Raw genomic sequence first — 24,675 nt, 5'->3', positions numbered from 1 at the left:
AATTTTATGCCATTTAGTAGAGTTGACCTTTAAATATCAATTATTTAGCTCTTATAATTTCAAATCAAATATAAAAAAAACATCCTAATAAAGGATGTTCTAAATTTTATATCGAAAAAAGATGCCTTTACTTCCGTTGATCTTCTTTCAACTTTTCAGCGGCAGCTTTTTCCTTTTTAATAGCGTTCATTTCTTCATCCTGCACTCCTACCGAAGTTTTTACGGTTGCAGAGTCATCGCTCAGAATGGTAGAATCACTTACAATTAGGGAATCTGAAGGAGTAGAAACAACTGCCACATCATTTTTTACATTTGCGGTTTCCTTCTTATTGCAGGAGTTTATAATAAAGAAAGCAGTTGTAACCGCTAACGAGAATTGAATAATTTTTGTTTTCATCGTTTTAGTTTAACTCACCAATATTACAAATTATTTTCTCAATATTTTATGCTTCAAATCATACGTTGTGAATTACTTGCAGAAAATAGTGACGAACTATCTTTAATATGAAAATATTTTCACGAAAGAGTTTTCCAAAAAAACATGCTATTCAATTTCCAATTCGACTACGTAACCTTCATGTGCTCTCACGTTCACAAAATTTCCACCTTCAAAAGAAAGGTATTGCCCTTTTATTCCTCTTAAAACGCCGGTAAAGTCTGGATTTTTATCTAACGAAACAGAAACGATCTTTTCGGGTGCTTCATATGGATAATCTAATCTGCACATTTCGTCTGCCATCGAATAAAAGTTCTTAAACTCCTCTGGGAAATAATCTTTTACTTTCTCCCGGAAATCTGCCAGATCCAGATCGTCTTCAAAATCGTCCTCCAGCATTTTTCGCCAGTTCGTTTTGTCGGCGAGATGTTCCTTCATGGCAACCTCGATCATTCCGGCTTCATATCTGTTATCTGTTTTTGCAATTGGTAGCGCGAAAGTGGCTCCCTGATCGATCCAGCGCGTAGGGATTTGAGAAGCGCGGGTTACTCCCACTTTTACGTCGCCTGTATACGCGAGATATACAATATGTGGCGCGAGTTGTATGGATTGTTCCACTTCAAGATTACGTTCGCCAACTCCCAAATGTGCTTTCGAAAGTTCCGGACGAATGATCGATTCACTGGCATAAGGACTTTCGAAAAAACATCTTCGACAAAATCCCATCCGGTAGATCTTTTCGTCGTTACCACAGTTTACGCATTCAAAACCGATATGTTTTAACTTAATTTCTTTGCCGATAACCTGATTCATATTGATCAGATCATTTGAAAGATTAAGGTAATATTGAATAGGCTGCGCGTTTTGCGTCATCATTTTCAGGACTTGTCCGGAGAATTTCATGTAAATAAATTTCAGTAAAATTAATCATTTGAATTTAATTAAATTTGTATCAAGAAACAACAACGATGAACTATTTAGTTACTGGTGGAAGCGGATTTATTGGATCTCATTTGGTAGAGCACCTGCTTAAAAATGGACATTCTGTCATTAACATTGACAATTTTGATGACTTCTACGATTATGAAATTAAAATCAAAAATACATTAGAGTCGATCAATAAAACACTGGAGTTTTCTTTTCATGAAAAGGAGCTGGATATTCAGAAACTGATCTTCGAAACTTCATCCAAAGATTACCAACTTTATTATCAGGACATCAGAGATAAAGAGGGCTTAGAAAAGATCTTTGCCAAACATAAAATTGATTTTATTATTCACTTAGCCGCACTCGCCGGAGTTCGCCCTTCAATTGAGCGACCGCTGGATTATGAAGAGGTGAATGTTAAAGGAACTCTGAATCTATGGGAACTCTGTAAAGAATTTCAAATTGATAAGTTTATAAATGCCTCAAGTTCGAGCGTTTATGGAAACAATAAAAAAATTCCGTTTTCTGAGCAGGATGCGGTTGATGAGCCAATATCTCCTTATGCGGCTACCAAAAAATGTACAGAAATTCTGGGTCATGTTTACCATCATCTTTACGGAATTGATATGATCCATCTGCGTTTCTTTACCGTGTACGGACCGCGACAAAGACCGGATCTTGCGATCCATAAATTCACCAAGTTCATTAATGTAAATACAGAAATTCCTTTTTATGGCAACGGTTCCACCGCCAGAGATTATACGTACATTGATGATATTATTGATGGAATCCTTAAATCTATTAATTATTTGGAAACCCATCAAAATGTTCACGAGATCATTAACCTGGGCGAAAATGAAGTCATCAGTTTAAATCAGATGCTTTCTACCATCGAAGAAAATCTGGATAAAAAGTCTCAAAAAAGAATACTGCCACTGCAACCCGGCGATGTGCAAAAAACCAGCGCAGACATTACAAAAGCGCGGTCTTTGATCGGTTATCATCCAACAACGCATTTCCAAAATGGCATAAAAAAATTTGTGGAATGGTTTTTGAAAAATGGTTCCTGAAAAAATTAGCAGAAAAAAATCAAAGTTTATTGAAAATCAACGGCAAAAACCTTTTTTATGTCGCTGATTTTTATACTTTTGCAAAAAATTATATTATATGTATTGGACATTAGAATTAGCTTCTTATTTAAGTGACGCACCTTGGCCGATGACTAAGGCTGAACTTATTGATTATGCAATTAGAACAGGTGCACCAATGGAAGTTGTAGAGAATCTTCAGGCAATTGAAGATGAAGGTGAAATTTATGATTCTATCGAAGAAGTTTGGAGCGATTATCCAACCGATGATGATTACCTCTGGAATGAGGATGAATATTAAAAAACACTGCCGGTTGTCCTTAAAGACGATTGGCATTTATATTTTAGAAAAATTCTAAAAAATTAAAAATTTTAAAATGGTTAAATGTCTAGCACATTGAGCCTAAAGCGAATAATATGGGTTTTATAGACAATGTTCTTAAAGGTTTCCTGGGTGATAAAAACATAACCGACCTGAAGGAAGTAAAAAAAGTAGTATCAAAAATAAAAGCTACTGAGGTAGCTATTAACGAACTTTCAGATGACGGGTTAAGAGATAAGACCGCAGCGTTTAAAGAAAAATTAAAAGCTGCCACGGCAACTATTACTGCTCAGATCGACGAGACCAAAGAACAGATCAAAAACTCTACGAATGTTGATGAGAAGGAAGCACTTTTTGGCAAAATAGAACAGTTAAAAAAAGATTCCTATCAAGTAGAAGAAAAAGTACTTAACGAGATTCTACCCGAAGCTTTCACCTTAATAAAAGAAACATCCAGAAGATTGGCAGAAAACGGAGAAATTCGGGTCAAAGCTACAGAGCTGGACAGGGAACTCGCTTCTACGAAAGATTTCGTTTTAATTGATGGCGATACTGCAATCTGGCAAAATCATTGGGACGCAGCTGGAACACCGATCAAATGGGACATGGTACATTACGATGTTCAGTTTATTGGTGGCGTAATCCTACACAGTGGTAAAATTGCCGAAATGGCGACTGGTGAGGGTAAGACCTTAGTAGGAACCTTACCAATATACTTAAATGCACTTTCAGGACGTGGTGTTCACGTAGTTACCGTAAATGATTATCTGGCGAAACGCGACTCGGCCTGGATGGGACCTTTATACCAATTTCACGGTTTAACGATCGACTGTATTGATTTACACCAACCCAATTCAGACGCACGAAGAAAAGCTTACAATTCCAGTATTACTTACGGAACAAATAACGAATTCGGTTTCGATTATTTAAGAGATAACATGGTTACTTCGCCCACAGAACTTGTTCAGAGAGAACTGAACTTTGCGATTGTTGATGAGGTAGATTCAGTTTTGGTTGATGATGCAAGAACACCTTTAATCATTTCCGGACCGGTTCCTCAAGGTGACCGTCAGGAATTTGATGTGTTGAAACCTTCTGTAGACCGGATCGTTGACATTCAGAAAAAAACAGTTTCTGCCCTTTTTGCCGAAGCTAAAAAATTGATCACTAACGGAAAAAATAAAGAAGGCGGTTTCAAATTATTGCAGGCTTACAGAGGTTTGCCGAAATCACGACCTTTAATTAAATATTTATCAGAAAGCGGGCACAAAGCACTTCTTCAAAAAACAGAAGGAACTTATATGGCGGATAATAACCGCGATATGCCGATCGTAGATAAAGATCTGTATTTCGTTATCGACGAAAAAAATAACCAGATCGACCTTACCGATAAAGGAGTAGAATATATGTCTGCCGGGAATGAAGACAAAGATTTCTTCGTTTTGAATGACATAGGAACTGAGATCGCAGAACTGGAAGCGCAAAACTTAACAAAAGAAGAAGAGTTTGAAGCCAAAGAAAAAATATTCGGGGAGTTTGCTGTTAAATCTGAACGGGTTCACACTTTAAGCCAATTATTGAAAGCATACACATTATTTGAAAAAGATGACGAGTATGTAGTGATCGATGGCGAAGTAAAAATCGTAGATGAGCAAACCGGCCGTATTATGGAGGGAAGACGTTATTCAGACGGACTTCACCAGGCGATCGAAGCAAAAGAAAATGTAAAAATTGAAGCTGCAACCCAGACTTTTGCAACGGTAACGCTTCAAAATTACTTCCGGATGTATAATAAGCTTGCGGGAATGACGGGTACTGCAGAAACAGAAGCTGGCGAACTTTGGGAAATTTATAAACTGGATGTAGTGGTAATTCCTACAAACAGACCAATTACGAGAGATGACAGACAGGATCTGGTTTACAAAACCAATCGCGAAAAATATAATGCGGTAATTGAAGAAATCGAAAGATTAACAGCCGATGGAAGACCTGTTTTGGTTGGTACAACTTCGGTAGAGATCTCTCAGTTATTATCAAGAGCATTATCTTTAAGAAAAATTCAGCATAATGTATTAAATGCAAAGCTTCACGCAAGAGAAGCAGAAATCGTAGCAATGGCAGGTGGACCTGGAGTTGTAACGATTGCAACAAATATGGCAGGTCGTGGAACCGACATTAAATTGCAGGGCGACGTGAAGAAAAACGGCGGTTTGGCAATTATTGGAACTGAAAGACATGATTCAAGACGGGTCGACAGACAGCTTCGTGGTCGTGCCGGAAGACAGGGTGATCCAGGAAGTTCTCAGTTCTATGTTTCTTTGGAGGACAATTTAATGCGTCTTTTCGGTTCTGAAAGAATTGCGAAAATGATGGATAAAATGGGTCATAAAGAAGGTGAAGTAATTCAGCACGGAATGATCTCAAAATCAATTGAAAGAGCTCAGAAAAAAGTAGAGGAAAATAACTTCGGTGTCAGAAAAAGACTGTTGGAGTATGATGATGTAATGAACAAACAGCGTGATGTCATCTACAAAAGAAGAAAGAACGCACTATTTGGGGATCACTTGAAATATGATATTTCAAATATGATCTTCGATGTTTCGCAGTCTATCGTTACGCAAGGAAAATTACAAGGTGATTTTAAAGATTTCGAATATGAGATCATTAAGAACTTCACTATGGAAGCGCCTTTCACTGAAAATGAATTCAAAACGAAACAGGTTCCGGAATTAACGAATATGCTTTTCAAAGCAGCTTCCGACGATTATCAGATGAAGTTGAATCTGTTGAAAGAAAAATCTTTCCCGATCATCGAAAATGTATTCCAAAATCAGGGATCAATGTTTAAAATGATTCAGGTTCCGTTCACAGACGGTATTAAAACAATGACGATCGTTACGGATTTAAAAGAAGCTTTCGAAACGAAATGTGATTCTTTGGTAACCGATTTCGAAAAAAATATTTCGCTTGCGATCATCGATGAGAACTGGAAACTTCACTTAAGAGAAATGGATGATCTAAGACGTTCTTCGCAAGGTGCAGTTTACGAACAGAAAGATCCGTTGGTAATTTACAAACAGGAATCTTTTTATCTTTTCAGCGAAATGGTTGAAAAAGTAAATAAAGAAATTATTTCATTCTTATACAAAGGAGAAATTCCGGCGTAAGAATTCACAAATTATATTTAAAAACTTCTTCAATTTTTTTGAGGAAGTTTTTTTTATGATGCTTTACTAATTTTTGTATTTTTAATGACTAAATAATTTTGAATGTCATTAATAGACTTATCCAAACAAGTAGCACTCGGTGTAGACATTGGTGGAACCAATACCAAATACGGACTGGTAAATCACCGCGGAGAAATTTTAGACAAAGGAAGCCTCAAAACTGATGATTATCCGAAAGTTGAGGATTTTATTGATGCGCTTTACGAAACCGTTTCTCCCTTAATAATGAAGCATTGTGGCCAAAAGCAATTCGATGGTATCGGCGTGGGTGCGCCCAATGCGAATTACTTTCGTGGAACCATTGAGCAGGCTCCGAATTTACACTGGAAAGGCGTAGTTCCTTTTGCAGAATTAATGAAAGCGAAATTTGAAGTTTCCTGCAAAATGACCAATGACGCAAATGCTGCAGCTTTGGGTGAAATGATGTTTGGTGCCGCACGTGGAATGAAGGATTTTATTATGATGACGCTGGGAACCGGAGTTGGAAGCGGAATTATTTCTAATGGACAATTAATCTACGGTCACGACGGATTTGCGGGTGAATTGGGTCATACGATCGTAAAACCTGGTGGCAGAAAACACTGGAGCACTGGATCGGAAGGTTCTTTGGAAGCGTATGCCTCGGCAACGGGAATCACCATTACAGCCAAAAAAATGCGCGCAGAATTTCCGAGTTCTATGTTGAATGATTATCCGGAAGAACAGGTGAACTCAAAAGTCGTTTTTGAATGTGCAACAAAGGGAGATCCTATTGCGATTGAAGTATTTCGGTATACCGGACAGAAATTAGGAGAAGCTTTGGCAAATTTCGTCATGTTTTCTTCACCGGAAGCAATTTTACTTTTTGGTGGCGTTATAAAAGCAGGTGATTTTTTAATGAAACCGACTAAACTTCACATGGAAAGAAACCTGTTACCGATTTTTCGAAATAAAGTCAAACTTGTTTTCAGTGAACTCGATGAAGCTGATGCTGCTATTTTAGGCGCAAGTGCTTTGGTTTGGGAGAAGTGACTGGCATGGTTTTCGTGAGAATTAAACCCTAGAAAAGATTAATTCTTATCATCAACATATTTTAATTTTCAGACTGAACAGGAAATTAAAATTCAAAAAAATAACAAATAAATGAACAAACAGAATTTAGAAACGATCACTTTTGGTGGCGGTTGTTTTTGGTGCGTTGACAGCGTACTTGATTTATTAAAAGGCGTAGAATCTACGACATCAGGATATGCAGGCGGACATACAAAAAATCCTACCTACGAAGAAGTTTGTACTGGAAATACGGGTCATGCGGAAGTGGTTCAACTCACATACGATCCTGCCATTCTTTCTTATGACAAATTAATGGACGTTTTCTTTTTCCTACACGATCCAACGCAGTTGAACAGACAGGGAAATGATATCGGAACACAATATCGCTCTGTTATTTTTTATAATGACGAGGCTGAAAAGGAAAGAGCTGAAGAAGCAATGAAAAAATCAGAAGCTTCCGGGAAATACGAAGGTAAGTACGTTACAGAAATTACAAAGCTTGAGGAGTTTTTTCCGGCGGAACAATATCACCAGGGTTATTATGAGATCAATCCTAACCAACCTTACTGCAGTGCCGTAGTTGGACCGAAGATCGCGAAATTCAAAAAACATTTCGGAGAATTGGGAATGCTGAATACAGAAACTAATTAATATATAAAGCGGAGATTTTTCTTCGCTTTATTTTTTTCTGAAAATATAACAACCTGCTTCTGATGGATGATCCTGAACCAAATCTTCCTGATATTTCCCTTTGATGAGATTGTATATCATAATATCGCCTCTATCCGCACCTGAAAAAACAATTCCGAATATCATCAGTAAAAATGAACCCGTTGCAACGCCAACAATACCCGGAATTATACCAAGCACTAATAATGGTGCAAATAAGGCCATAATGTAGTGTTTCACTTTCAAAGGTTCTTTACAATGGAAGGGGTCAGCATTTTCCAGAGGACGCCAAACTTCACCGATTCTATTCCTTTTGAAGCAAAGGCTGCAAAAAATATCCCATGGATCAATTCATGCAGAACAATTCCAACAACGAAAACCAATAAGGGCAAAATCGCCTTCAACACTTTATTTTCAGGAAAAAGGCCAGAAAGATCAAATCCCCAGATGATATAAAACGGAAGTCCAAAAATCAGCGCAAAAAAAAGAAGATATTGTAATGCGGTCAAATTAGCTTTCGCCAGATCGATCGTCTTTAGATCTTTCGAATAATTTTCCAGATTCATCATTCAGTATTGTAGGTTAATATTCTTCTAAATTAAGATAATATCTTCTGCTTTCAAAACAAAAAAGACCGCTGAAAATTTCAGCGGTCTTTACTTAAAAATATCTTATTGGTTTATTTCACCAAAGTCATTTCGCTGATCAAGTGACCGGCTTTACCGTATTTTTCGATGGTCCAAAGAACCATTCTAATATCTACGTTGATGGTTTTCTGCCATTTCTGGTCGAAAATAATATCACCGCTTAATGCTTCGCTGTTTCCGTCGAAAGCTAAACCAAGCAGTCTTCCGTTTCCATCCATAATTGGAGAACCGGAGTTTCCACCAGTAATATCATTATCTGACAAGAAATTTACAGGCATAAATCCTTTTTTGTCAGCATAACGGCCGAAGTCTTTTTTCTTAACAAGATCAAGGAATCTTTGAGGTAAGTCAAATTCTTCATCACCTTTTTTATATTTTGCTACCATTCCGGTAACATCTGTATAATAATTATCTTTTGCACTGATGCCGAAATACTTTCTGTCTGTTCTTTCTGGCAACGTTGAGATTTTACCGTAAGTAAGTCTCATCGTAGAGTTTGCATCTGGATAGAAATCTTTGGTTGGTTGAGATTTTCTTAAACCATCTAAAAATATTCTGCTGTTTTTTGCAAATGCTTCATCAACTTTCGCGTATTTTTCTCCAGCTAACTTTTGATCGGTAACAAATCCGTTTGCCAGTTTGTACATTGGATCCGCGTCAATTTTTAATCGGTCCGGATTATTCACAAAATTCATTGCAGATTCTTTCGTTGCAAATATTGAAGAGAAAGCTTCCAATGAAAGTTTCTTTCCGTCTGTTGCCATTAAAGACGGAGAAGCAACATCTTTGTTCACTCTTTGTTGATAAAGGTCAACCATAGAATTTAACATTTCGCCTTCTAACTTGGTATTCAATCCGTCATAAGCTTTATCAATAGCTTCGGTAACTTTAGTTTTCATAGCAGCTTTTCCGTTGTCATCCTGGTCAGCATAGGATTTTAACAAAGTCCCCAATTGATAAGCGATCGGAATATATTTCGCATTTCTTTGAAGTTGAGAGGAATAATTTCGCTCTACATTTCTATCGGACATCTGCGTATAATTAGTTTTGATATCCGCTAAAACTCCACCGTACATCGCTTGATTTTCTGGCATCAAAGCCCAGTTCATATATTTTTCTTCTAAAGCTTTCTTCTCAGCGATTGTGCCGTTCATTTTTACTGCATCAATCGTTCCCTGTCTGTTTTTCCAGTAATTTGCAACAGAAGCGTATTGGGAAGCGTAATTAAGTTTTGTTGCCTGATCTTTGTCCATGTATATTTTCATTACATCCATAGCAACTTTTGAAGCTTCAACCCAAGCCGGATAATCTTTATTAACCATTTGCTCGATACCATAAGAAGTCAGATATCTGTTTGTTCTTCCCGGGAAACCAACGATCATTGCAAAATCTCCGGGTTTGTAACCTTTCAAAGAAATTGGCAGCGCGTGTTTTGGGGTCATTGGTACATTAGTCGGAGAATATTCTGCCGGGTTTCCGTTTGCATCTGCATAAACTCTGAATACAGAGAAATCTACAGTATGTCTTGGCCATTCCCAGTTATCGGTATCACCACCAAATTTTCCTAAAGAATTTGGAGGAGTTCCTACCAATCTTACATCTTTAAAATCCTGATAAACAAAATAATAAAATTCGTTTCCGCTAAAGAAATCTCTTACTACCACAGAATATTTACCGTTTTCGGAATTTTCTGTTTGGATGGCTTTGTATTCTGCATCGATGATCGCTTTTCTTTCATCCGCAGACATATTATTGTTTAACTTACCGTTAATCCGTTTTGTAACATCATCCATTCTCACTAAAAATCGTACAGAAAGACCTTTGGAAGGAAGTTCCTCACTTTTTTTCATCGCCCAGAAGCCATTGGTTAAGTGATCGTTTGCAGGAGTCGAAAGTTCTGCGATGGCTCCATAACCACAATGGTGATTTGTTAAAAGTAATCCTTCTTTAGAGACCATTTCGGCAGTACAACCACCACCAAACTGAACAATTGCATCTTTTAAACTGGAATTATTTACAGAATAAATTTCTTCGGCAGTCAGTTTTAGACCTTCTTTTTGCATATCAACTCCATTGAGTCGCTTGATCATCATTAAAAGCCACATTCCTTCGTCGGCCTTAAGTTGTAGGAAGCTCAACATGAACGTGAGCAGTAAAAATATTCTTTTCATTTATAAAATTTTTTAATAGGGCTAATTTACTAAAATCATTTCATATAGGACTTTAATAAAAAAGAATGGATGAGAAACCTCATCCATTCTTTTAAAAAAAATTATTTAAAATTATTTTTTAATGATTTTAGTATTTTCTACAGCACCATCAACGTATGATACTTGTAGAATATAAGTTCCTTTAGTTAAAGATGAAACGTTAATTTCTCCTTTAGTTTGAACGGATCTTACTTTTTTACCGGAAAGATCAATAATTGTTACTGCTTTAATTTCTCTGTTTGCAGAAACATTTACAACATCAACCGCTGGGTTAGGATATACCTTTAATCCAGTTTTAACCGCACTTTCGTTTGTTGCTAAAGCTAAATCACCACTAAATTTAAAGATTCCAGCAACACCTGTAGGTCCATCGCTGAAATAACCACACCACCCTGTTGTAGAATTAAGGAATTGAACAGTACCTCTTTGCTGTCCATTATCAATGGCAGTCCAGTTTAAACCACCATCTGTGGAATATGAACTCCCTGTCATCGTAGCATCAGCATTTGTGATTCCAGTAGAAACATAAGTATTTGCAGTTCCCGGAACGTAAGTGATATCACCGTAGTACCAAGGCCCGTTTGGATTCACTGGGCTCCATGTTGCTCCACCATCTGTTGTATTATAAAGTGCAGCTGTAGCAGTTTGTCCAGCAATAGCACCATCAGCAGTGATCAAAAGACCATTGCTAGAATCTTTGTAAGCCATGTGAGCTGATGATCCATCAACACCACCACCTGCAGCGCCACCACCAAAATCTAAAGCCGGGGAGAAATAAATATTCCAGGTAAGACCTTTATCATTTGAACGGGCAATTTTTCCGGTAGTAGTTCCGAACCAAACTGAATTTCCAGCAACAGCCTTAACTCCAGTTAAACCATACCCTGCGCCTACTGCACTTGGTGCATTTGCATTTGCAGTCCACGTCGCACCTCCATTTGAAGTGGTGTATACTTCAAATTTTGATGCTGCATTTGTAGGAGGATCACCTGCGGCAAAACCATTGTTAGCATCCCAGAAATAAACGAGATTTGCAAATGAAACAGTACTAAAAGCAGTTTGTTTAGCCCATGCACCACCACCATTGGTAGTTTTATAAATACCATTTCCTGCAGTACCGGCAGAAGGTGCAGTAACTACCCAAGCAGTATTTGCATCTAGACCAAAAATATCACCTACCAAAGCATTAGCTGGAGGTCCTGCGATATTACCAGGAGTCCAGGTTGTTCCGCCATTAGTTGTTTTGATGAATGTTTTAGGATAAGTTCCTCCACCTGAACCATCTGAAACCGATGCCCAAACAGTAGTAGCATTTACAATTGAAATTTCTCTTGGAGCAAAGGAAGTAGGAAGTTTCGTCGCCTGAGGCACCCAAGACTGAGCCTGTGTTGCCATTGAAACTAGCGCAAAGCCAGTAAGTAGAATTTTTTTCATAATATTTAAAGTTAAATGAATTTATGTAAAACTACATAATTCAGAAACTATATGCAAACAATATTGGAACTTTTTCAGCTTATTAGATTTAATGGTATGAATTTGATAATGTCAATTTAACATAATTTTGAACAGCAACGGCCATCACTGCACTAACAGGCGCAACTAAAGCTTCTACTCTTTGCGCATTTCCGTGTGTGGAATGTCGTCTTCTAAATAGGATTTTCCGGTAGATTGAAATCCGAGTTGAGTATAAAACTTAAACAGATAATCCTGTGCTGAAATTTTTACGCTGTTCGTATGAAATCTTGCTTCAATTGTATCTAAAGCAATCCTCATTAAAATTTTTCCAAGTTTTAAATTTCTAAAATCTGGATGCGTTAAAACCCTGCCGATAGAGGACTCCTCGTATTTTATATTGGGTTCGAAGATTCTGCAATACGCCACAATTGCTCCGTTCTTTTCTGCCCAAATATGAACCGCTTCCTCATCATGGCCATCTGCATCAAGATAAAAACAAGTCTGTTCTACTATAAAAACCTCCTGCCGAAGTTTTAAAATTTCATACAGCTGTTTAACAGAGAGTTCGCTGAATGTCTTAATTTTCCAGATAATGTCGTTCATTATTCAAACGTGACTTTATTCTTTACTAACATATCGTTGGTTGCGGTGATAAAATTCAAAATTTCATCTCCACCAATTTTTTTCTCTGCAGAAGTTACATACATATCAGGCAATTCTTCCCACGTTTTAAGGAGTTCTGTTCGGTACGCTTCAACATTAGCATTTACGGTGTTAGGCTTCAATTTATCGGCCTTCGTAAAAACGATAGAGAAGGGAATATCACTTTCGCCACACCATTCTATAAATTCAATATCGATTTGTTGCGGCGTATGACGGGAATCTACCAGGACAAAAAGGTTGACCAGGTTTTTTCGGTTAAGAATATAGTTGGTATTAATTTTCTCGAAGTCTCTTCTCATACTTTTTGAAACTCTTGCGTACCCATAACCGGGCAGATCTGTTAAGTACCATTTTTCATTGATTAAAAAATGATTGATCAACTGCGTTTTTCCAGGCGTCTGTGAAGTTTTCGCTAAATCCTTATGATTTAACATGGCATTGATCAGAGACGATTTTCCCACATTAGACCTTCCTATAAATGCATATTCCGGCAAAGTAGGTTCCGGACATTCCTGCCACTTTCCGCTACTCTTTAAAAATTCTGCTGTTTTGATAACCATTTGTTATTTTTTTAAAATTAAATTAAATAAAAAATGGAAGCTTAAACTTCCACTCTATTATTTTTCTAAGCTCTGTAACCAGTCGTACAATATTTTGTTGAATTCATCCGGCTTTTCCATCATCGCTGCATGACCACATTCTTCAATCCAGTTCAAAGATGAATTGGGCAAAAGTTTATGCATATCTACTGCAACTTCTGGCGGAGTTACATTATCCTGTCTCCCCCAAATTAGACAAACAGGTGTCGTAATTGTAGGCAAATCATTCATCATATTATGTTTAATGGCGCTGCGTGCAAGCATTACTGTTTTGATTCCTTTCATTCTGTCGTTAACTACAGAAAAAACCTCATCAACCAGTTCTTCAGTTGCTATAAAAGGATCGTAAAAAACTTCCTGCGTTTTTTTACGAATATATTCTTTGTCGGATTTTCTTGGAAAACTATCTCCGAAGGTTCTTTCGTAAAGTCCAGAACTTCCTGTTAACACTAAGTTTTTAACTAATTCTGGTCTGGCCAAAGTTAGAATTAAACCAATATGTCCGCCCATAGAATTCCCCACGATCGTTGCGGGTTCGTTCGTTTTCGCTTCAATAAACTTCGCAACATATTTCGCAATCGTTGTTAAGTTCGTATTTAAAACAGGCAAGTCATATATAGGAAGAACGGGTACGAAAACTTTGTAACCTCTTTCAGCAAAAAAGTTTACTGTTGAATCGAAGTTACTTAAACCACCCATTAATCCGTGTAATAAAACCAACGGATGCCCTTCTCCAGCTTCTATGAAAGAGAATTTCTTTTCTTTTTTCGTAATAAATCTCATAAAAATGCTTTATCAGCACTGCAAAAATACAAATTTAACACCAACTATAATTTAGGTCACCTAAATTTCATTAAAAATACATTTTTTTAAGAATACGGTTTAAAAAAACTTTCAGAATTTTCTAAAAATATCTGATCCCGCTAACTGCTTTTTAATCAATTATTTAATGATAATAATCAAAACTTATTAACAATAAGTCAAAAAGTGGGAAAAAGTGGGAAGTTTTAGAAATTTTTATATAAATTTGTCCCAAATGGAGAATTTCATCGGTACATATGAATGCAAAATGGACGACAAAGGTCGCATCAAACTCCCTTCATCTCTGGTAAAACAGATGGAGAATTTTGATGGTGATTCCTTTGTGGTAAAGCGTTCTGTGTTTCAATCCTGCCTAGAGGTTTATCCAATGCAGGGTTGGGAAAAACTGATGGAAAAAATAAATAAACTGAATCGCTTCCAAAAGAAGAATGCTGATTTCATTCGTCAGTTTACTGCAGGTTTAAAGACTGTTGAGCCAGATAATGCTGGAAGAATACAGATCTCGAAGGATTTAACTGTTTTTGCAAATCTCACAAAAGAGATCGTGATCACCAGTGCCGGCGAACTTTTTGAGATTTGGGATAAAGATGCTTATGAGCAGGTAATTGCCACTTCTGAAGAAGATTTTGCAAAACTGGCAGAAGAAGTGATGGGCGACATTAGCTTCGATGACGAAGAAAATTAATACGGATAATAACTAGAATATGTATCATAATCCCGTTTTGCTAAGAAAAAGTGTAGATGATTTGGTAACGAATCCCGACGGAATTTATGTGGACGTAACTTTCGGCGGCGGCGGTCATTCCAGAGAGGTCTTAAAGAAACTTTCTTCTAAAGGGAAGCTCTACGGTTTTGATCAGGATCTGGATGCATTGAAAAACACGTTTGAAGACGAAAGGTTTACACTCATCAATCAGAATTTCAGATTCTTGGAAAATTCTTTAATGGCTTACGGAATAAATAGCGTCGATGGGATTTTAGCGGATCTGGGCGTGTCGTCTCATCAGTTTGATGAAGCCGAGCGCGGATTTTCTACCCGAAGCAATGCACCGCTAGATATGCGAATGAATGTAATGCAGGATCTAAACGCAAAAAAGGTCATTAATGAATATGAAGAGGAGCAATTAGCCAATATCTTTTATTACTATGGCGAACTGCGGGAATCCAGAAAACTGGCGCGGGAAATTGTGCATCACCGTAAAATAAAAACAATTGAAACGACCGAAGATTTAAAAAAACTCTTCAGTTATATTCCTCAGTTCAAACAGAATAAATTCTTCGCTCAGGTTTTTCAGGCCGTGAGAATTGAAGTAAATCAGGAATTAGAAGTATTGAAGGAGTTACTTGTTCAATCCCATAAAATGTTAAAACCTAACGGCAGATTGGTCGTGATCTCTTATCATTCCCTGGAGGACAGACTCGTTAAAAGATTTTTGAAAAACGGAATGTTTGAGGGCGAACCCGCAAGAGATATTTATGGGAACTTTTCGAAAACATTTGAACTTCTTCAGACGAAAGCAATCATTCCGGATGAGGCAGAAATAGCAGAAAACTCCAGGGCAAGAAGCGCAAAAATGCGTGTCGGAATTAAGATATAAGTAATAATTAGTGGGCGATAAGCAATTAAATTACCCATTGTTAATTACTCATTACAGATAAAAGAACATGGCAAAAAGACCAACAAATCGTCCTCAGAAAAAACTCACTTTTATAGACATTGTAAAAGGGAATTTTCTGAACCGCGATGAGGTTAAAATACACTACAAATATTTTATGCTGGTCTTTGTATTAATGATGATCATTATTTACAGCAACCACCTGGTTAGTAAAAAAATAGAATTGGTGAACGATTTAAAAGAGCAGACAGAGGAGTTTAAATCCCGAAACGCTTACGCTCAAAGCAAATTAATTAAAGTAAAATTAGAATCGGAATTAGGAAAAGAAATGGTGCAGGATTCCTTATTATCATTGGAAAATCACCCTCATAAATTATTGATAAAATTAGACAGTACAGATGGCAGTTCAAAATGAATTCGAAAATAAACGCGCAAAAACACTACGATGGGGTTACTTCTTCGCAGGGTTTGCCTTTGTCTTATTCATTGTTTTTCTTGCCAGAATTATTGTCTTGCAAAACACTAATGTTCAGGAAATTAAAGATGATTACATCAATAAAAATTACCGCGAAGCAACTCTTAAAGCAGCGCGCGGAAATCTTTACGCAGCAGATGGTTCTATTTTAGCGACAACGGTAATGCGATATGATGTTTATTTAGATTTCAAAATCATCAAAGATTCTGTTTACTCAAACAATATTGGACCATTGACAGATTCTTTATCGAAAATGTTCGGTAAACCAAGAAGTTATTTCAGAGACCGTTTAGATCAGCAAAAAAAGGCGAAAAATCAATATTACGGACTGGTGAAAGGTTTAGATTTCGATGATTATGATCGGATCAGAAAATTCCCAATTTTTAGAAGAGGGAAAAATAAAGGAGGTTTTATTATCGACAGAAATTTCAAACGGGAATTGGCTACAACACAAATTGGCGCCGGAACGATTGGGATGGATAATGCCGCCGCACAATCAGGATTAGAAGGTGCTTTTTCTAAATATCTCACCGGAATAGACGGAACGAGGTTAGAACAAAGAGTAAATTCCAGTCAGTGGAAACCTATCGATTACTGGAAGGTTCAGGAGCCTGTTGATGGACAGGATGTTTACACCACAATTGATATGAGAATTCAGGACATTGCAAGTTCTGCTTTAGAGAAACAACTCGTAAAATTTGATGCGGAACACGGTTGCGTTCTCGTAATGGAAGTAGCGACAGGTAAAGTAAAAGCGATGGTCAATCTCCGCAGAACGGAACCCGGAATTTATGTTGATGCCTACAACTATGCTCTGAAAGACGCGACAGAACCAGGTTCAACATTTAAAACAGTTTCTCTTTTAGCAGCAATGGACGATGGTTTTATTGATGAAAATACGACGGTAAACGTTGGAAACGGAGTCTGGACTTACGCAAAACAGCGAATTTCCGATGGTCACGGCGGCGGAACATATGATATTTCTGATGTCCTGGCGAAATCAAGCAATGTTGGTTCGGCGAAACTCATCACAAAATTTTATGCAGATAATCCAGAAGTTTTCTTGGATCATTTAAGAAGATGGAAAATGTTCGATAAAATGGACATTGAACTTCCCGGAATTACGAAACCATATATCGTAACACCAGAAAGTAAAAGATGGAATGCCGCGACTTTGGCTTCTCTGGCTTACGGATATTCCTCCCGATTTAATCTTTTGCAGTTAACGACTTTCTACAACGGAATTGCCAATAAAGGAAAAATGCTGAAACCGCTTTTCATTGATAAAATTATGAAAGACGGCCGGATTTTATATGAAGCGAAACCTGCAACAATGGTTAACAAAATGGCTTCCGAAAAAGCCATAAAAATGATGACGAGTGCTTTAACCAAAGCTGTGGAGAAGGGAACCGGTAAAAGTATTTTTACACCGAATCTTAAAATGGCCGGAAAAACAGGAACGGCAAGATTTGAATACTGGAAACCTGGTCCACCAAAATATCAGGCGAGTTTCGCGGGATTTTATCCGGCAGACAATCCGAAATACACGTGTATCGTGATGGTCAACCAGCCGGATAATTCAAAAGGTTTTTATGGAGCAACTGTTTCAGCGCCGGTTTTTAAAGAAATCGCGGGTAAAACATTTTTGAAAACTCCTCAAAATATAGAAAAAGAATTGCTGGTTGATAAAAAGGTTGATTTGAGCAAAATGATCGAGCCGAATGTGAAAATTGCAGTTAGCGGAAATCAAATGCCGAAAATCGTCGGCTTGATCGGCAAGAATATTATTCCACAACTGGAAAACCAGGGTTACAGAGTGGATTACAAAGGAGTTGGTAGAATTAAAGAACAGTTTCCTTTAGAAGGAACCATCATTAATAAAAGCCAAAGAATTTATCTGCAGCTTCAGAATTAAAAAAATGTAGGTACAGGCCGCGACTTGTCCATTTGAAAATAACAAAATGAAATTAGAAGAACTATTAAAAAGAATCCCAGTTCTGCAAATCATCGGAAATCAAAATACCGATATTTCAGAAATCGTGTTCGACAGCCGAAAAGTTGTTGCGGATTCTCTTTATGTTGCCGTAAAAGGAACCATTTCCGATGGTCATTCTTTCATCGATTCTTCTATTGAAAAAGGCGCAACCGTAATTATTTGCGAGACATTACCAGAAACTCTAAAAGACCAAATAACCTTTGTGAAAGTGAAAGATGCCTCAAAAACTTTAGGCCAACTCGCTTCGAATTTTTACGGCAATCCTTCAGAAAAATTAAATTTAATAGGAATTACAGGCACAAATGGAAAAACATCTGTAGCAACATTACTATTTGATATTTTCGAAACCTTAGGTTTTAAATCGGCCTTGATTTCTACAGTGGAATATAGAATAGCAGGTGAAATTATTCCTTCAACGCATACAACACCCGATGTTATTCGCATCAACCAAATGCTAGCAAAGGCGGTAGAAGTTGGTTGCGAATATGCTTTTATGGAAGTTTCATCGCACGGCATTCATCAGAACAGAACGGAAGCTTTGCATTTTAAAATCGCCGGTTTTACTAATATTACGCACGATCACTTAGACTATCATAAGACTTTTGATGAGTACATAAAAACGAAAAAAAGATTTTTCGACGAACTGAATACGGAAGCCATCGCCATTACTAATGTTGATGACAAAAACGGGAAGGTCATGCTTCAAAATACAAAGGCGTTGAAAAAAAGCTACGCTTTGAAAACAATGGCAGATTTTCACGGAAAAATTTTGGAGGCAGATTTTAACGGAATGCTTCTCAACTTCAATGGAAAAGAGTTCTGGACAACCTTAACCGGAAAATTCAATGTTTACAATTTACTGCTCGCTTATGCAATTACGGTGGAAAGTGGATTTCACAGCGATGATGTTTTAAAAGCGATGTCTCAACTGAAAAAAGTAAAAGGCAGATTTGAAACTTTAAAATCAGAAGGCGGAATTTTCTTCGTCGTTGATTATGCACACACTCCGGATGCTCTAGAAAATATTTTAGATTCCATTAATGAGATCCGCACAAAAAACGAAAGACTTATCACAGTATTTGGCTGTGGTGGCGATCGGGACCAAGCAAAACGACCTGAAATGGGAAAAGTCGCTTCCCGGAAATCGACGTTAGCAATCATTACTTCCGACAATCCAAGAACGGAAGATCCTGCAGAGATCATCAAAGAAATCGAAGCGGGCGTGGAGCCACAATATTTCAGCAAATACACTTCGATTCCAGATCGGAAAGAAGCGATTAAAATGGCAATAAAATTTGCTGAGCCTAAAGATATTATTCTCGTAGCCGGAAAAGGACACGAAAATTACCAGGAAATAAATGGCGTAAAACACCATTTCGACGATAAAGAAATGATTATAGAATTGGCAAAATTAATGTCTAAATAAACCAGTAAACCAAACAGAATGTTATATTATTTCTACGAATATTGTACAGCGCACGGAATTCACGTTCCTGGTCTTGGTATGTTCAGATTTATCTCTTTTCGTGCAGGAATGTCGGTTTTGCTCTCCCTGATCATTGCTCTGGTTTTTGGGAAGAAGATCATTAATTATCTACGCAAAAGACAAATGGGCGAACTGGTTCGTGATTTGGGTTTAGATGGCCAGAAACAAAAAGAAGGCACGCCAACAATGGGTGGACTGATCATTATTCTAGCCACTTTAATTCCGGTTTTACTATTCACCAGAATATTTAATGTTTATATCGTTTTACTCATCGTGTCCGTCGTATGGATGGGTGCGATCGGTTTTATCGACGATTATTTAAAAAAAATCAAGAAAAACAAAGATGGTTTAAGCGGAAAATTTAAAGTGATCGGTCAGGTAGGTTTAGGTTTAATTATAGGAGTTACGATGTATTTTCACCCAGATATTACGGTGAAAAGAAAATATGCAGACGCCAAAGAAGTCAATAGAAATAACGTTGAAACTAACTTTATGCCCACGGAAAAAGCGACTGTTTCTACCGTGCCTTTTGTCAAAAATAATGAGTTCGATTATAGTGGTCTTTTATTCTGGATGACCCCGGAAAAAGCGCACGAATGGGCCTGGATCGTTTTTATCCCTATTGTAATTTTCATCGTAACAGCCGTTTCAAACGGAGCCAACATTTCAGATGGCGTCGATGGTCTCGCCGCAGGAACAAGTGTCGTCATACTGTTGACGCTCTCCTTTTTCGCCTACGTTTCGGGGAATATCATTTTCGCCGATTATCTAAATATTATGTTTCTGCCCAATATGGGTGAAACGACGATTTTTGCCCTCGCTCTGGTCGGAGCTGTTATTGGATTTTTTTGGTATAATACTTATCCGGCGCAGGTATTTATGGGTGATACGGGAAGTTTAATGTTGGGCGGTGTGATTGCAGTATTGGCAATTATCTTAAGAAAAGAACTCATGATCCCTGTTTTGTGCGGAATTTTCTTAATCGAAAATATTTCCGTGGTTGCGCAGGTTGCAGTCTTTAAATACAGAAAGAGAAAGTTTGGGATAGAATATGCCCAGAATAACAGATTGTTCAAAATGTCCCCACTTCATCATCATTACCAAAAAGAAGGGTACCACGAAAGTAAGATCGTGAATCGAATGGTGATTATGGGTGTACTGTTTGCGATTATTTGTTTAATTACCCTCAAGGTAAGATAAAAATTATATGAAAATAGTTGTTTTAGGAGGCGGAGAAAGCGGTTTTGGCGCAGCTTATTTAGCGAAGAAAAAAGGCATGGATGTTTTCTTGTCCGATAAAGGACTGATCAAAGAGGACTTCAAAAGACTTTTGTCTGAGGCCGGAATCGAGTTTGAAGAAGGGCAACATTCGGAAGAAAGAATTCTTTCCGCGGACTGGATCATAAAATCTCCGGGCATTCCAAAGAAAGCAGACATTATTTATAAAATAAATCAGAAAGGAATCAGACTCTCCTCTGAGATTGAATTCGCCTCGGAATTTACAGATGCAAAAATAATTGCGATCACCGGAAGCAACGGTAAAACGACGACCACTTCGCTAATCTATCATATCTTGAAAAATGATGATCTAAAAGTTGGTTTGGGCGGGAACATCGGAAAAAGTTTTGCAAAACAGGTTGCAGATGAAAATTTTGATTATTATGTTTTGGAAGTCAGCTCTTTTCAATTAGATGATATTCAGAACTTTAGACCTTATATTTCTTTATTATTGAATTTAAGTCAGGATCATTTAGATCAGTATAATTATAATTACGAAGAATATGCTTTAGCGAAATTCAGAATTACCGAAAATCAGGAGAATGATAATTTTTTCATCTATAACAAAGACGACGTAATGAGTTTGAGTCTTTTGGAAAAGTTAGAAGTGAAAGCAAAAATGATCCCTTTTTCCACGAAAGAAAAGTTGAAAGAAGGCGGTTACCTCAACGATAATAAAATGGTGGTAAAGTTGGCAGATGAGTTTATTATGAAGATCGATGAACTGTCCTTGGTTGGAAATCACAACATTGCAAACAGTTTAGCAGCTTCAATTGCCGGAAAGATTTTACAGATCAATAATGAAAGCATCCGTAATTCTTTAATGACTTTTCAGGCGGTGGAACATCGTTTAGAACAGGTTGCAGAAATCAACGGCGTAAAATTTATTAACGACAGCAAGGCAACGAACGTAAATGCGACTTACTATGCTCTGGAAAGTATGAAACAACCCGCAATTTGGATTGTTGGTGGCGTAGATAAAGGAAATGATTATACCGAAATCGAAGATCTCGTAAAGAAAAAAGTTAAAGCGATTGTTTGTTTAGGACTTGATAATCAGAAAATTATTGATTTTTTTCAGGATAAAACTGAATTGATCTACAGCACATCAAGTATGGAAGAAGCGGTGAAAGTTTCGAAATCTTTGGCAGAAAAAGGCAACACAGTTTTACTTTCTCCAAGTTGTGCAAGTTTCGACTTATTCAATAATTACGAAGACCGTGGAAATCAGTTTAAAAGTGAAGTATTAAAGTAGGGACAAGTCGCGACTTGTCTATGTTCAAAATATATAATCGGAAACGATTCAAACAAAATGCAGGAAACAGAAAACAAATTCGAACTTTTAAAAGGCGACAAAGTACTTTGGAGCGTGGTCTTGCTGATCTCGTTCTTCTCTGTATTTCCCGTCTATTCCGCGAGTTCAAATTTGGAATATATCGTAAATAACGGAACCACGACTTCTCACCTCATCAAGCATCTATTTTTCGTGGTGCTCGGTTTGGCTATTATGCGTGGAGTCGGCTTTTTGAAATACGAACATATTGGAAAACTCAGCAGTATTTTACTCGGAATAATGGTTCTGCTTCTTTGTTTAACCATGTTTACAGGTCAAAAGATCGACGGTGCTTCTGCCTCGCGGTGGTTAAAAATTCCGGGAACGCCAATATCATTTCAACCTTCATCATTTGCGTATTTGTTACTTGTGATCTATCTCTGCAGATATTTAACTAAAAGAATAAAAAGGGAACGGCTTCCTGTAGAAAACATCTTCTACATTTTCGGACCGGTCATGATTGTTTTTGGACTTGTTGCAAAAGACAATGGTTCTACCGCTTTGATGATCTTGATGGTTTCACTGGCTGTAATGATCATTGGGCAACTGAATAAAAAATATATTCTCGGCTTCATGGGAATCTCCACAGTTGCAATTGGGATGTTTATGTTTTTAGCCTTAAAGACAGATCTGATCGGAAATAATCGGGTTCACACCTGGATGAGTCGTGTGGAAACCTTCAGCAATACCAAAAAAACTACGGACGTTGAAGATGAAACCTTAAAAGCCAAAAATTATCAGGTAATGCAGGCAAAAGCCGCCATCGTTCATGGTGGAATTACCGGAATGGGACCTGGGAAAAGCGCTTTGAAACAGATGCTTCCTCAATCTGCCTCCGATTTTATCTTTGCCATTATTGTTGAAGAATATGGGTTTTTTGGGGCCGTATTTTTAGTCACGCTGTACCTCATTATGATCATACGAATTGTAATGATCGCCAGTAAAATGCCTGCTTTCTTTGGAAGCTTGCTGGTGCTCAGTTTGGGAATAATGATTTTCGTGCAGCTGTCGGTCAATATTGCCGTCGCCGTGAATTTGATTCCCGTTACCGGTCAGCCGTTGCCTTTGATCAGCTACGGTGGAACCTCGATGTTGGTAACCTATATCCAGTTAGGAATTATTTTAAATGTAAGTTCCAGAATACAGGTTTACGATGAAGAAGGCATGGGTAAAACGCAGAATATTGAAGAAATAAACGATATCGCATAAATCGCAGAGACGTAATTTATAGCGTGTCAAAGAAAGTTATATGAACAAAAATTTAAAAATAGTAATGAGCGGCGGCGGAACGGGTGGACACATCTTCCCGGCAATTGCTATTGCCGACGAGATCAAAAAAAGATTTCCGACGGCCGAATTTTTATTCATTGGTGCAAACGGAAAAATGGAGATGGAAAAAGTTCCACAGGCAGGTTATAAAATCGTGGGTTTAAATATCGCCGGATTTGACCGTGGAAGTTTATTAAAGAATTTAAATCTTCCTTTTAAAGTCATTTCAAGTTTGTTAAAAGCGAAGAAAACAATTAAAGAATTTAAACCAGACTTTGCTGTTGGAACAGGAGGGTTTGCGAGCGGACCTGCTTTATATACAGCTTCAAGATTAGGCGTTCCGATTTTTGTTCAGGAGCAGAATTCTTTACCCGGAAAAACGAATATATTTCTGTCTAAAAAGGCGAAAGCAGTTTTCACCGCCTATCCGAATATGGAGAAATTTTTCCACGGAACGAAAACCTTTTTCCTTGGAAATCCGATTCGTAAGAATATTATTACAGATTTAATCGAAACTAAATCCGCGAAAGAAAAATTAGGTTTAAATCCAGATAAATTAACCATTTTGTCCGTTGGCGGTTCTTTAGGATCACGAACATTAAATAACGGATGGAAAGAAAATCTAGACGAAATCAACAACAAAGATTATCAACTCATCTGGCAAACCGGAAAAACGGATTTTAAAGAATTATCATCAAGTATTGAAAGTTCAGCTCCCATCCAAATTAAGGAATTTATTTCCGATATGGCTTTAGCGTATTCTGCAGCAGATATAATTGTTTCCAGAGCCGGAGCGATTGCGATTTCAGAATTGGCGATGGCGAAAAAGCCCGTGCTTTTGGTGCCGTTTCCATTTGCTTCAGAAGATCATCAAACCAAAAATGCATTGACTTTGGTAGAAAAGAATGCAGCGAAAATGGTAAAAGACACAGAAATGAAAGAAAAATTTCTGCCTACTTTACTAGTGATCTGCGAGGATGAAAATTTAAGAAAAGAAATGTCAGCAAATCTAAATTTTTTTGCAAAACCAAAAGCAACGGAAGAAATTGTAAATGAGATTTTAGAAATATTAAAAATCAGTTCATAAACGAAAAATAAACAAGCCCTGAAAGGGAGCAATCAATA

The 24,675-nt window shown here is 37.4% G+C and carries 23 protein-coding genes; 14 read left to right on the top strand and 9 right to left on the bottom strand.

Features of this window, described 5'->3' with window-relative positions; translation table 11 throughout:
- Window positions 1-127: 127 nt before the first annotated feature.
- The gene (locus ACZ9HT_RS03020; RefSeq protein ID WP_476038956.1) at window positions 128-397 is read right to left on the bottom strand and encodes a hypothetical protein; all 270 of its coding nucleotides are present in this window, start codon (window positions 395-397) and stop codon (window positions 128-130) included.
- 147 nt (window positions 398-544) lie between these two features.
- A complete protein-coding gene (locus tag ACZ9HT_RS03015; protein WP_476038955.1) occupies window positions 545-1,339 on the bottom strand; it encodes a DUF2797 domain-containing protein in 795 nt (264 codons plus the stop codon).
- A 65-nt stretch (window positions 1,340-1,404) separates the two neighbouring features.
- Between ACZ9HT_RS03015 and ACZ9HT_RS03010 the strand changes: the two genes are divergently transcribed.
- The 5 genes from ACZ9HT_RS03010 to msrA all read left to right on the top strand — a co-directional run bounded on the left by ACZ9HT_RS03010 (window position 1,405) and on the right by msrA (window position 7,683).
- Window positions 1,405-2,433: a GDP-mannose 4,6-dehydratase gene (locus ACZ9HT_RS03010; protein WP_476038954.1), complete on the top strand. Its 1,029-nt coding sequence runs from the start codon at window positions 1,405-1,407 to the stop codon at window positions 2,431-2,433.
- Between the two features lie 97 nt (window positions 2,434-2,530).
- Window positions 2,531-2,752, top strand: a complete 222-nt coding sequence (locus tag ACZ9HT_RS03005; RefSeq protein WP_133439307.1) for a DUF2795 domain-containing protein — start codon at window positions 2,531-2,533, stop codon at window positions 2,750-2,752.
- Between the two features lie 116 nt (window positions 2,753-2,868).
- A complete protein-coding gene (secA, locus tag ACZ9HT_RS03000) occupies window positions 2,869-5,940 on the top strand; it encodes a preprotein translocase subunit SecA (RefSeq protein ID WP_476038953.1) in 3,072 nt (1,023 codons plus the stop codon).
- 102 nt (window positions 5,941-6,042) lie between these two features.
- Complete coding sequence (locus ACZ9HT_RS02995; RefSeq protein ID WP_476038952.1) at window positions 6,043-7,011, top strand: ROK family protein; 969 nt, start codon at window positions 6,043-6,045, stop codon at window positions 7,009-7,011.
- A 111-nt stretch (window positions 7,012-7,122) separates the two neighbouring features.
- Window positions 7,123-7,683 carry a peptide-methionine (S)-S-oxide reductase MsrA gene (gene msrA, locus ACZ9HT_RS02990; protein ID WP_476038951.1) on the top strand — a complete coding sequence of 187 codons (561 nt, stop codon included), beginning with the start codon at window positions 7,123-7,125 and terminating at the stop codon, window positions 7,681-7,683.
- A 27-nt stretch (window positions 7,684-7,710) separates the two neighbouring features.
- Here msrA and ACZ9HT_RS02985 read toward each other — a convergent pair whose 3' ends face one another.
- The 7 genes from ACZ9HT_RS02985 to ACZ9HT_RS02955 all read right to left on the bottom strand — a co-directional run bounded on the left by ACZ9HT_RS02985 (window position 7,711) and on the right by ACZ9HT_RS02955 (window position 14,058).
- The gene (locus tag ACZ9HT_RS02985; protein ID WP_476038950.1) at window positions 7,711-7,941 is read right to left on the bottom strand and encodes a hypothetical protein; all 231 of its coding nucleotides are present in this window, start codon (window positions 7,939-7,941) and stop codon (window positions 7,711-7,713) included.
- Between the two features lie 2 nt (window positions 7,942-7,943).
- On the bottom strand, window positions 7,944-8,270 hold the full coding sequence (locus ACZ9HT_RS02980) for a hypothetical protein (protein WP_476038949.1): 327 nt from the start codon (window positions 8,268-8,270) through the stop codon (window positions 7,944-7,946).
- Window positions 8,271-8,380: 110 nt separating this feature from the next.
- The gene (locus ACZ9HT_RS02975; protein ID WP_476038948.1) at window positions 8,381-10,519 is read right to left on the bottom strand and encodes a S46 family peptidase; all 2,139 of its coding nucleotides are present in this window, start codon (window positions 10,517-10,519) and stop codon (window positions 8,381-8,383) included.
- A 111-nt stretch (window positions 10,520-10,630) separates the two neighbouring features.
- The gene (locus tag ACZ9HT_RS02970; protein ID WP_476038947.1) at window positions 10,631-11,992 is read right to left on the bottom strand and encodes a T9SS type A sorting domain-containing protein; all 1,362 of its coding nucleotides are present in this window, start codon (window positions 11,990-11,992) and stop codon (window positions 10,631-10,633) included.
- A 174-nt stretch (window positions 11,993-12,166) separates the two neighbouring features.
- Window positions 12,167-12,616: a GNAT family N-acetyltransferase gene (locus ACZ9HT_RS02965; RefSeq protein ID WP_476038946.1), complete on the bottom strand. Its 450-nt coding sequence runs from the start codon at window positions 12,614-12,616 to the stop codon at window positions 12,167-12,169.
- The gene (gene yihA, locus ACZ9HT_RS02960; protein ID WP_476038945.1) at window positions 12,616-13,236 is read right to left on the bottom strand and encodes a ribosome biogenesis GTP-binding protein YihA/YsxC; all 621 of its coding nucleotides are present in this window, start codon (window positions 13,234-13,236) and stop codon (window positions 12,616-12,618) included. The genes ACZ9HT_RS02965 and yihA overlap by 1 nt, the downstream gene beginning before the upstream one ends.
- A gap of 57 nt (window positions 13,237-13,293) precedes the next feature.
- Window positions 13,294-14,058, bottom strand: coding sequence for an alpha/beta fold hydrolase (locus ACZ9HT_RS02955; RefSeq protein WP_476038944.1), 765 nt, complete (start codon window positions 14,056-14,058; stop codon window positions 13,294-13,296).
- 253 nt (window positions 14,059-14,311) lie between these two features.
- Between ACZ9HT_RS02955 and mraZ the strand changes: the two genes are divergently transcribed.
- The 9 genes from mraZ (at window position 14,312) to murG (ending at window position 24,637) form a co-directional block, all read left to right on the top strand.
- Window positions 14,312-14,782 carry a division/cell wall cluster transcriptional repressor MraZ gene (gene mraZ, locus ACZ9HT_RS02950; RefSeq protein ID WP_476038943.1) on the top strand — a complete coding sequence of 157 codons (471 nt, stop codon included), beginning with the start codon at window positions 14,312-14,314 and terminating at the stop codon, window positions 14,780-14,782.
- 19 nt (window positions 14,783-14,801) lie between these two features.
- Complete coding sequence (rsmH, locus tag ACZ9HT_RS02945) at window positions 14,802-15,695, top strand: 16S rRNA (cytosine(1402)-N(4))-methyltransferase RsmH (protein ID WP_476038942.1); 894 nt, start codon at window positions 14,802-14,804, stop codon at window positions 15,693-15,695.
- 67 nt (window positions 15,696-15,762) lie between these two features.
- On the top strand, window positions 15,763-16,128 hold the full coding sequence (locus ACZ9HT_RS02940) for an FtsL-like putative cell division protein (protein ID WP_476038941.1): 366 nt from the start codon (window positions 15,763-15,765) through the stop codon (window positions 16,126-16,128).
- Window positions 16,112-18,103, top strand: coding sequence for a penicillin-binding transpeptidase domain-containing protein (locus ACZ9HT_RS02935; RefSeq protein WP_476038940.1), 1,992 nt, complete (start codon window positions 16,112-16,114; stop codon window positions 18,101-18,103). Before ACZ9HT_RS02940 ends, ACZ9HT_RS02935 begins: the two co-directional genes overlap by 17 nt.
- A gap of 46 nt (window positions 18,104-18,149) precedes the next feature.
- Window positions 18,150-19,610 (top strand): UDP-N-acetylmuramoyl-L-alanyl-D-glutamate--2,6-diaminopimelate ligase, encoded by a 1,461-nt coding sequence (locus tag ACZ9HT_RS02930; RefSeq protein ID WP_476038939.1) that lies wholly within the window; start codon window positions 18,150-18,152, stop codon window positions 19,608-19,610.
- A gap of 18 nt (window positions 19,611-19,628) precedes the next feature.
- Window positions 19,629-20,870, top strand: a complete 1,242-nt coding sequence (gene mraY, locus ACZ9HT_RS02925; protein WP_476038938.1) for a phospho-N-acetylmuramoyl-pentapeptide-transferase — start codon at window positions 19,629-19,631, stop codon at window positions 20,868-20,870.
- A 7-nt stretch (window positions 20,871-20,877) separates the two neighbouring features.
- Window positions 20,878-22,203 carry a UDP-N-acetylmuramoyl-L-alanine--D-glutamate ligase gene (gene murD, locus ACZ9HT_RS02920; RefSeq protein ID WP_476038937.1) on the top strand — a complete coding sequence of 442 codons (1,326 nt, stop codon included), beginning with the start codon at window positions 20,878-20,880 and terminating at the stop codon, window positions 22,201-22,203.
- A 57-nt stretch (window positions 22,204-22,260) separates the two neighbouring features.
- On the top strand, window positions 22,261-23,490 hold the full coding sequence (locus tag ACZ9HT_RS02915; RefSeq protein WP_476038936.1) for an FtsW/RodA/SpoVE family cell cycle protein: 1,230 nt from the start codon (window positions 22,261-22,263) through the stop codon (window positions 23,488-23,490).
- Between the two features lie 40 nt (window positions 23,491-23,530).
- Window positions 23,531-24,637, top strand: coding sequence for an undecaprenyldiphospho-muramoylpentapeptide beta-N-acetylglucosaminyltransferase (gene murG, locus ACZ9HT_RS02910; RefSeq protein WP_476038935.1), 1,107 nt, complete (start codon window positions 23,531-23,533; stop codon window positions 24,635-24,637).
- Window positions 24,638-24,675 lie beyond the last annotated feature (38 nt).

The organism is Chryseobacterium sp. UYP7 (genome assembly GCF_056279225.1).
This window is presented reverse-complemented; position numbering and strand designations above follow the sequence as displayed.

Coding starts and splice junctions, on each gene's coding strand:
- murG (WP_476038935.1), top strand. CDS start 23,531: ATGAACAAAAATTTAAAAATAGTAATGAGCGGCGGCGGAACGGGTGGA.
- ACZ9HT_RS02935 (WP_476038940.1), top strand. CDS start 16,112: ATGGCAGTTCAAAATGAATTCGAAAATAAACGCGCAAAAACACTACGA.
- mraZ (WP_476038943.1), top strand. CDS start 14,312: ATGGAGAATTTCATCGGTACATATGAATGCAAAATGGACGACAAAGGT.
- mraY (WP_476038938.1), top strand. CDS start 19,629: ATGTTATATTATTTCTACGAATATTGTACAGCGCACGGAATTCACGTT.
- ACZ9HT_RS02980 (WP_476038949.1), bottom strand. CDS start 8,270: ATGATGAATCTGGAAAATTATTCGAAAGATCTAAAGACGATCGATCTG.
- ACZ9HT_RS03010 (WP_476038954.1), top strand. CDS start 1,405: ATGAACTATTTAGTTACTGGTGGAAGCGGATTTATTGGATCTCATTTG.
- murD (WP_476038937.1), top strand. CDS start 20,878: ATGAAAATAGTTGTTTTAGGAGGCGGAGAAAGCGGTTTTGGCGCAGCT.
- yihA (WP_476038945.1), bottom strand. CDS start 13,236: ATGGTTATCAAAACAGCAGAATTTTTAAAGAGTAGCGGAAAGTGGCAG.
- ACZ9HT_RS02995 (WP_476038952.1), top strand. CDS start 6,043: ATGTCATTAATAGACTTATCCAAACAAGTAGCACTCGGTGTAGACATT.
- rsmH (WP_476038942.1), top strand. CDS start 14,802: ATGTATCATAATCCCGTTTTGCTAAGAAAAAGTGTAGATGATTTGGTA.
- ACZ9HT_RS02930 (WP_476038939.1), top strand. CDS start 18,150: ATGAAATTAGAAGAACTATTAAAAAGAATCCCAGTTCTGCAAATCATC.
- ACZ9HT_RS02965 (WP_476038946.1), bottom strand. CDS start 12,616: ATGAACGACATTATCTGGAAAATTAAGACATTCAGCGAACTCTCTGTT.
- ACZ9HT_RS03005 (WP_133439307.1), top strand. CDS start 2,531: ATGTATTGGACATTAGAATTAGCTTCTTATTTAAGTGACGCACCTTGG.
- secA (WP_476038953.1), top strand. CDS start 2,869: ATGGGTTTTATAGACAATGTTCTTAAAGGTTTCCTGGGTGATAAAAAC.
- ACZ9HT_RS03020 (WP_476038956.1), bottom strand. CDS start 397: ATGAAAACAAAAATTATTCAATTCTCGTTAGCGGTTACAACTGCTTTC.
- ACZ9HT_RS02975 (WP_476038948.1), bottom strand. CDS start 10,519: ATGAAAAGAATATTTTTACTGCTCACGTTCATGTTGAGCTTCCTACAA.
- ACZ9HT_RS02955 (WP_476038944.1), bottom strand. CDS start 14,058: ATGAGATTTATTACGAAAAAAGAAAAGAAATTCTCTTTCATAGAAGCT.
- ACZ9HT_RS02970 (WP_476038947.1), bottom strand. CDS start 11,992: ATGAAAAAAATTCTACTTACTGGCTTTGCGCTAGTTTCAATGGCAACA.
- ACZ9HT_RS03015 (WP_476038955.1), bottom strand. CDS start 1,339: ATGAAATTCTCCGGACAAGTCCTGAAAATGATGACGCAAAACGCGCAG.
- msrA (WP_476038951.1), top strand. CDS start 7,123: ATGAACAAACAGAATTTAGAAACGATCACTTTTGGTGGCGGTTGTTTT.
- ACZ9HT_RS02915 (WP_476038936.1), top strand. CDS start 22,261: ATGCAGGAAACAGAAAACAAATTCGAACTTTTAAAAGGCGACAAAGTA.
- ACZ9HT_RS02940 (WP_476038941.1), top strand. CDS start 15,763: ATGGCAAAAAGACCAACAAATCGTCCTCAGAAAAAACTCACTTTTATA.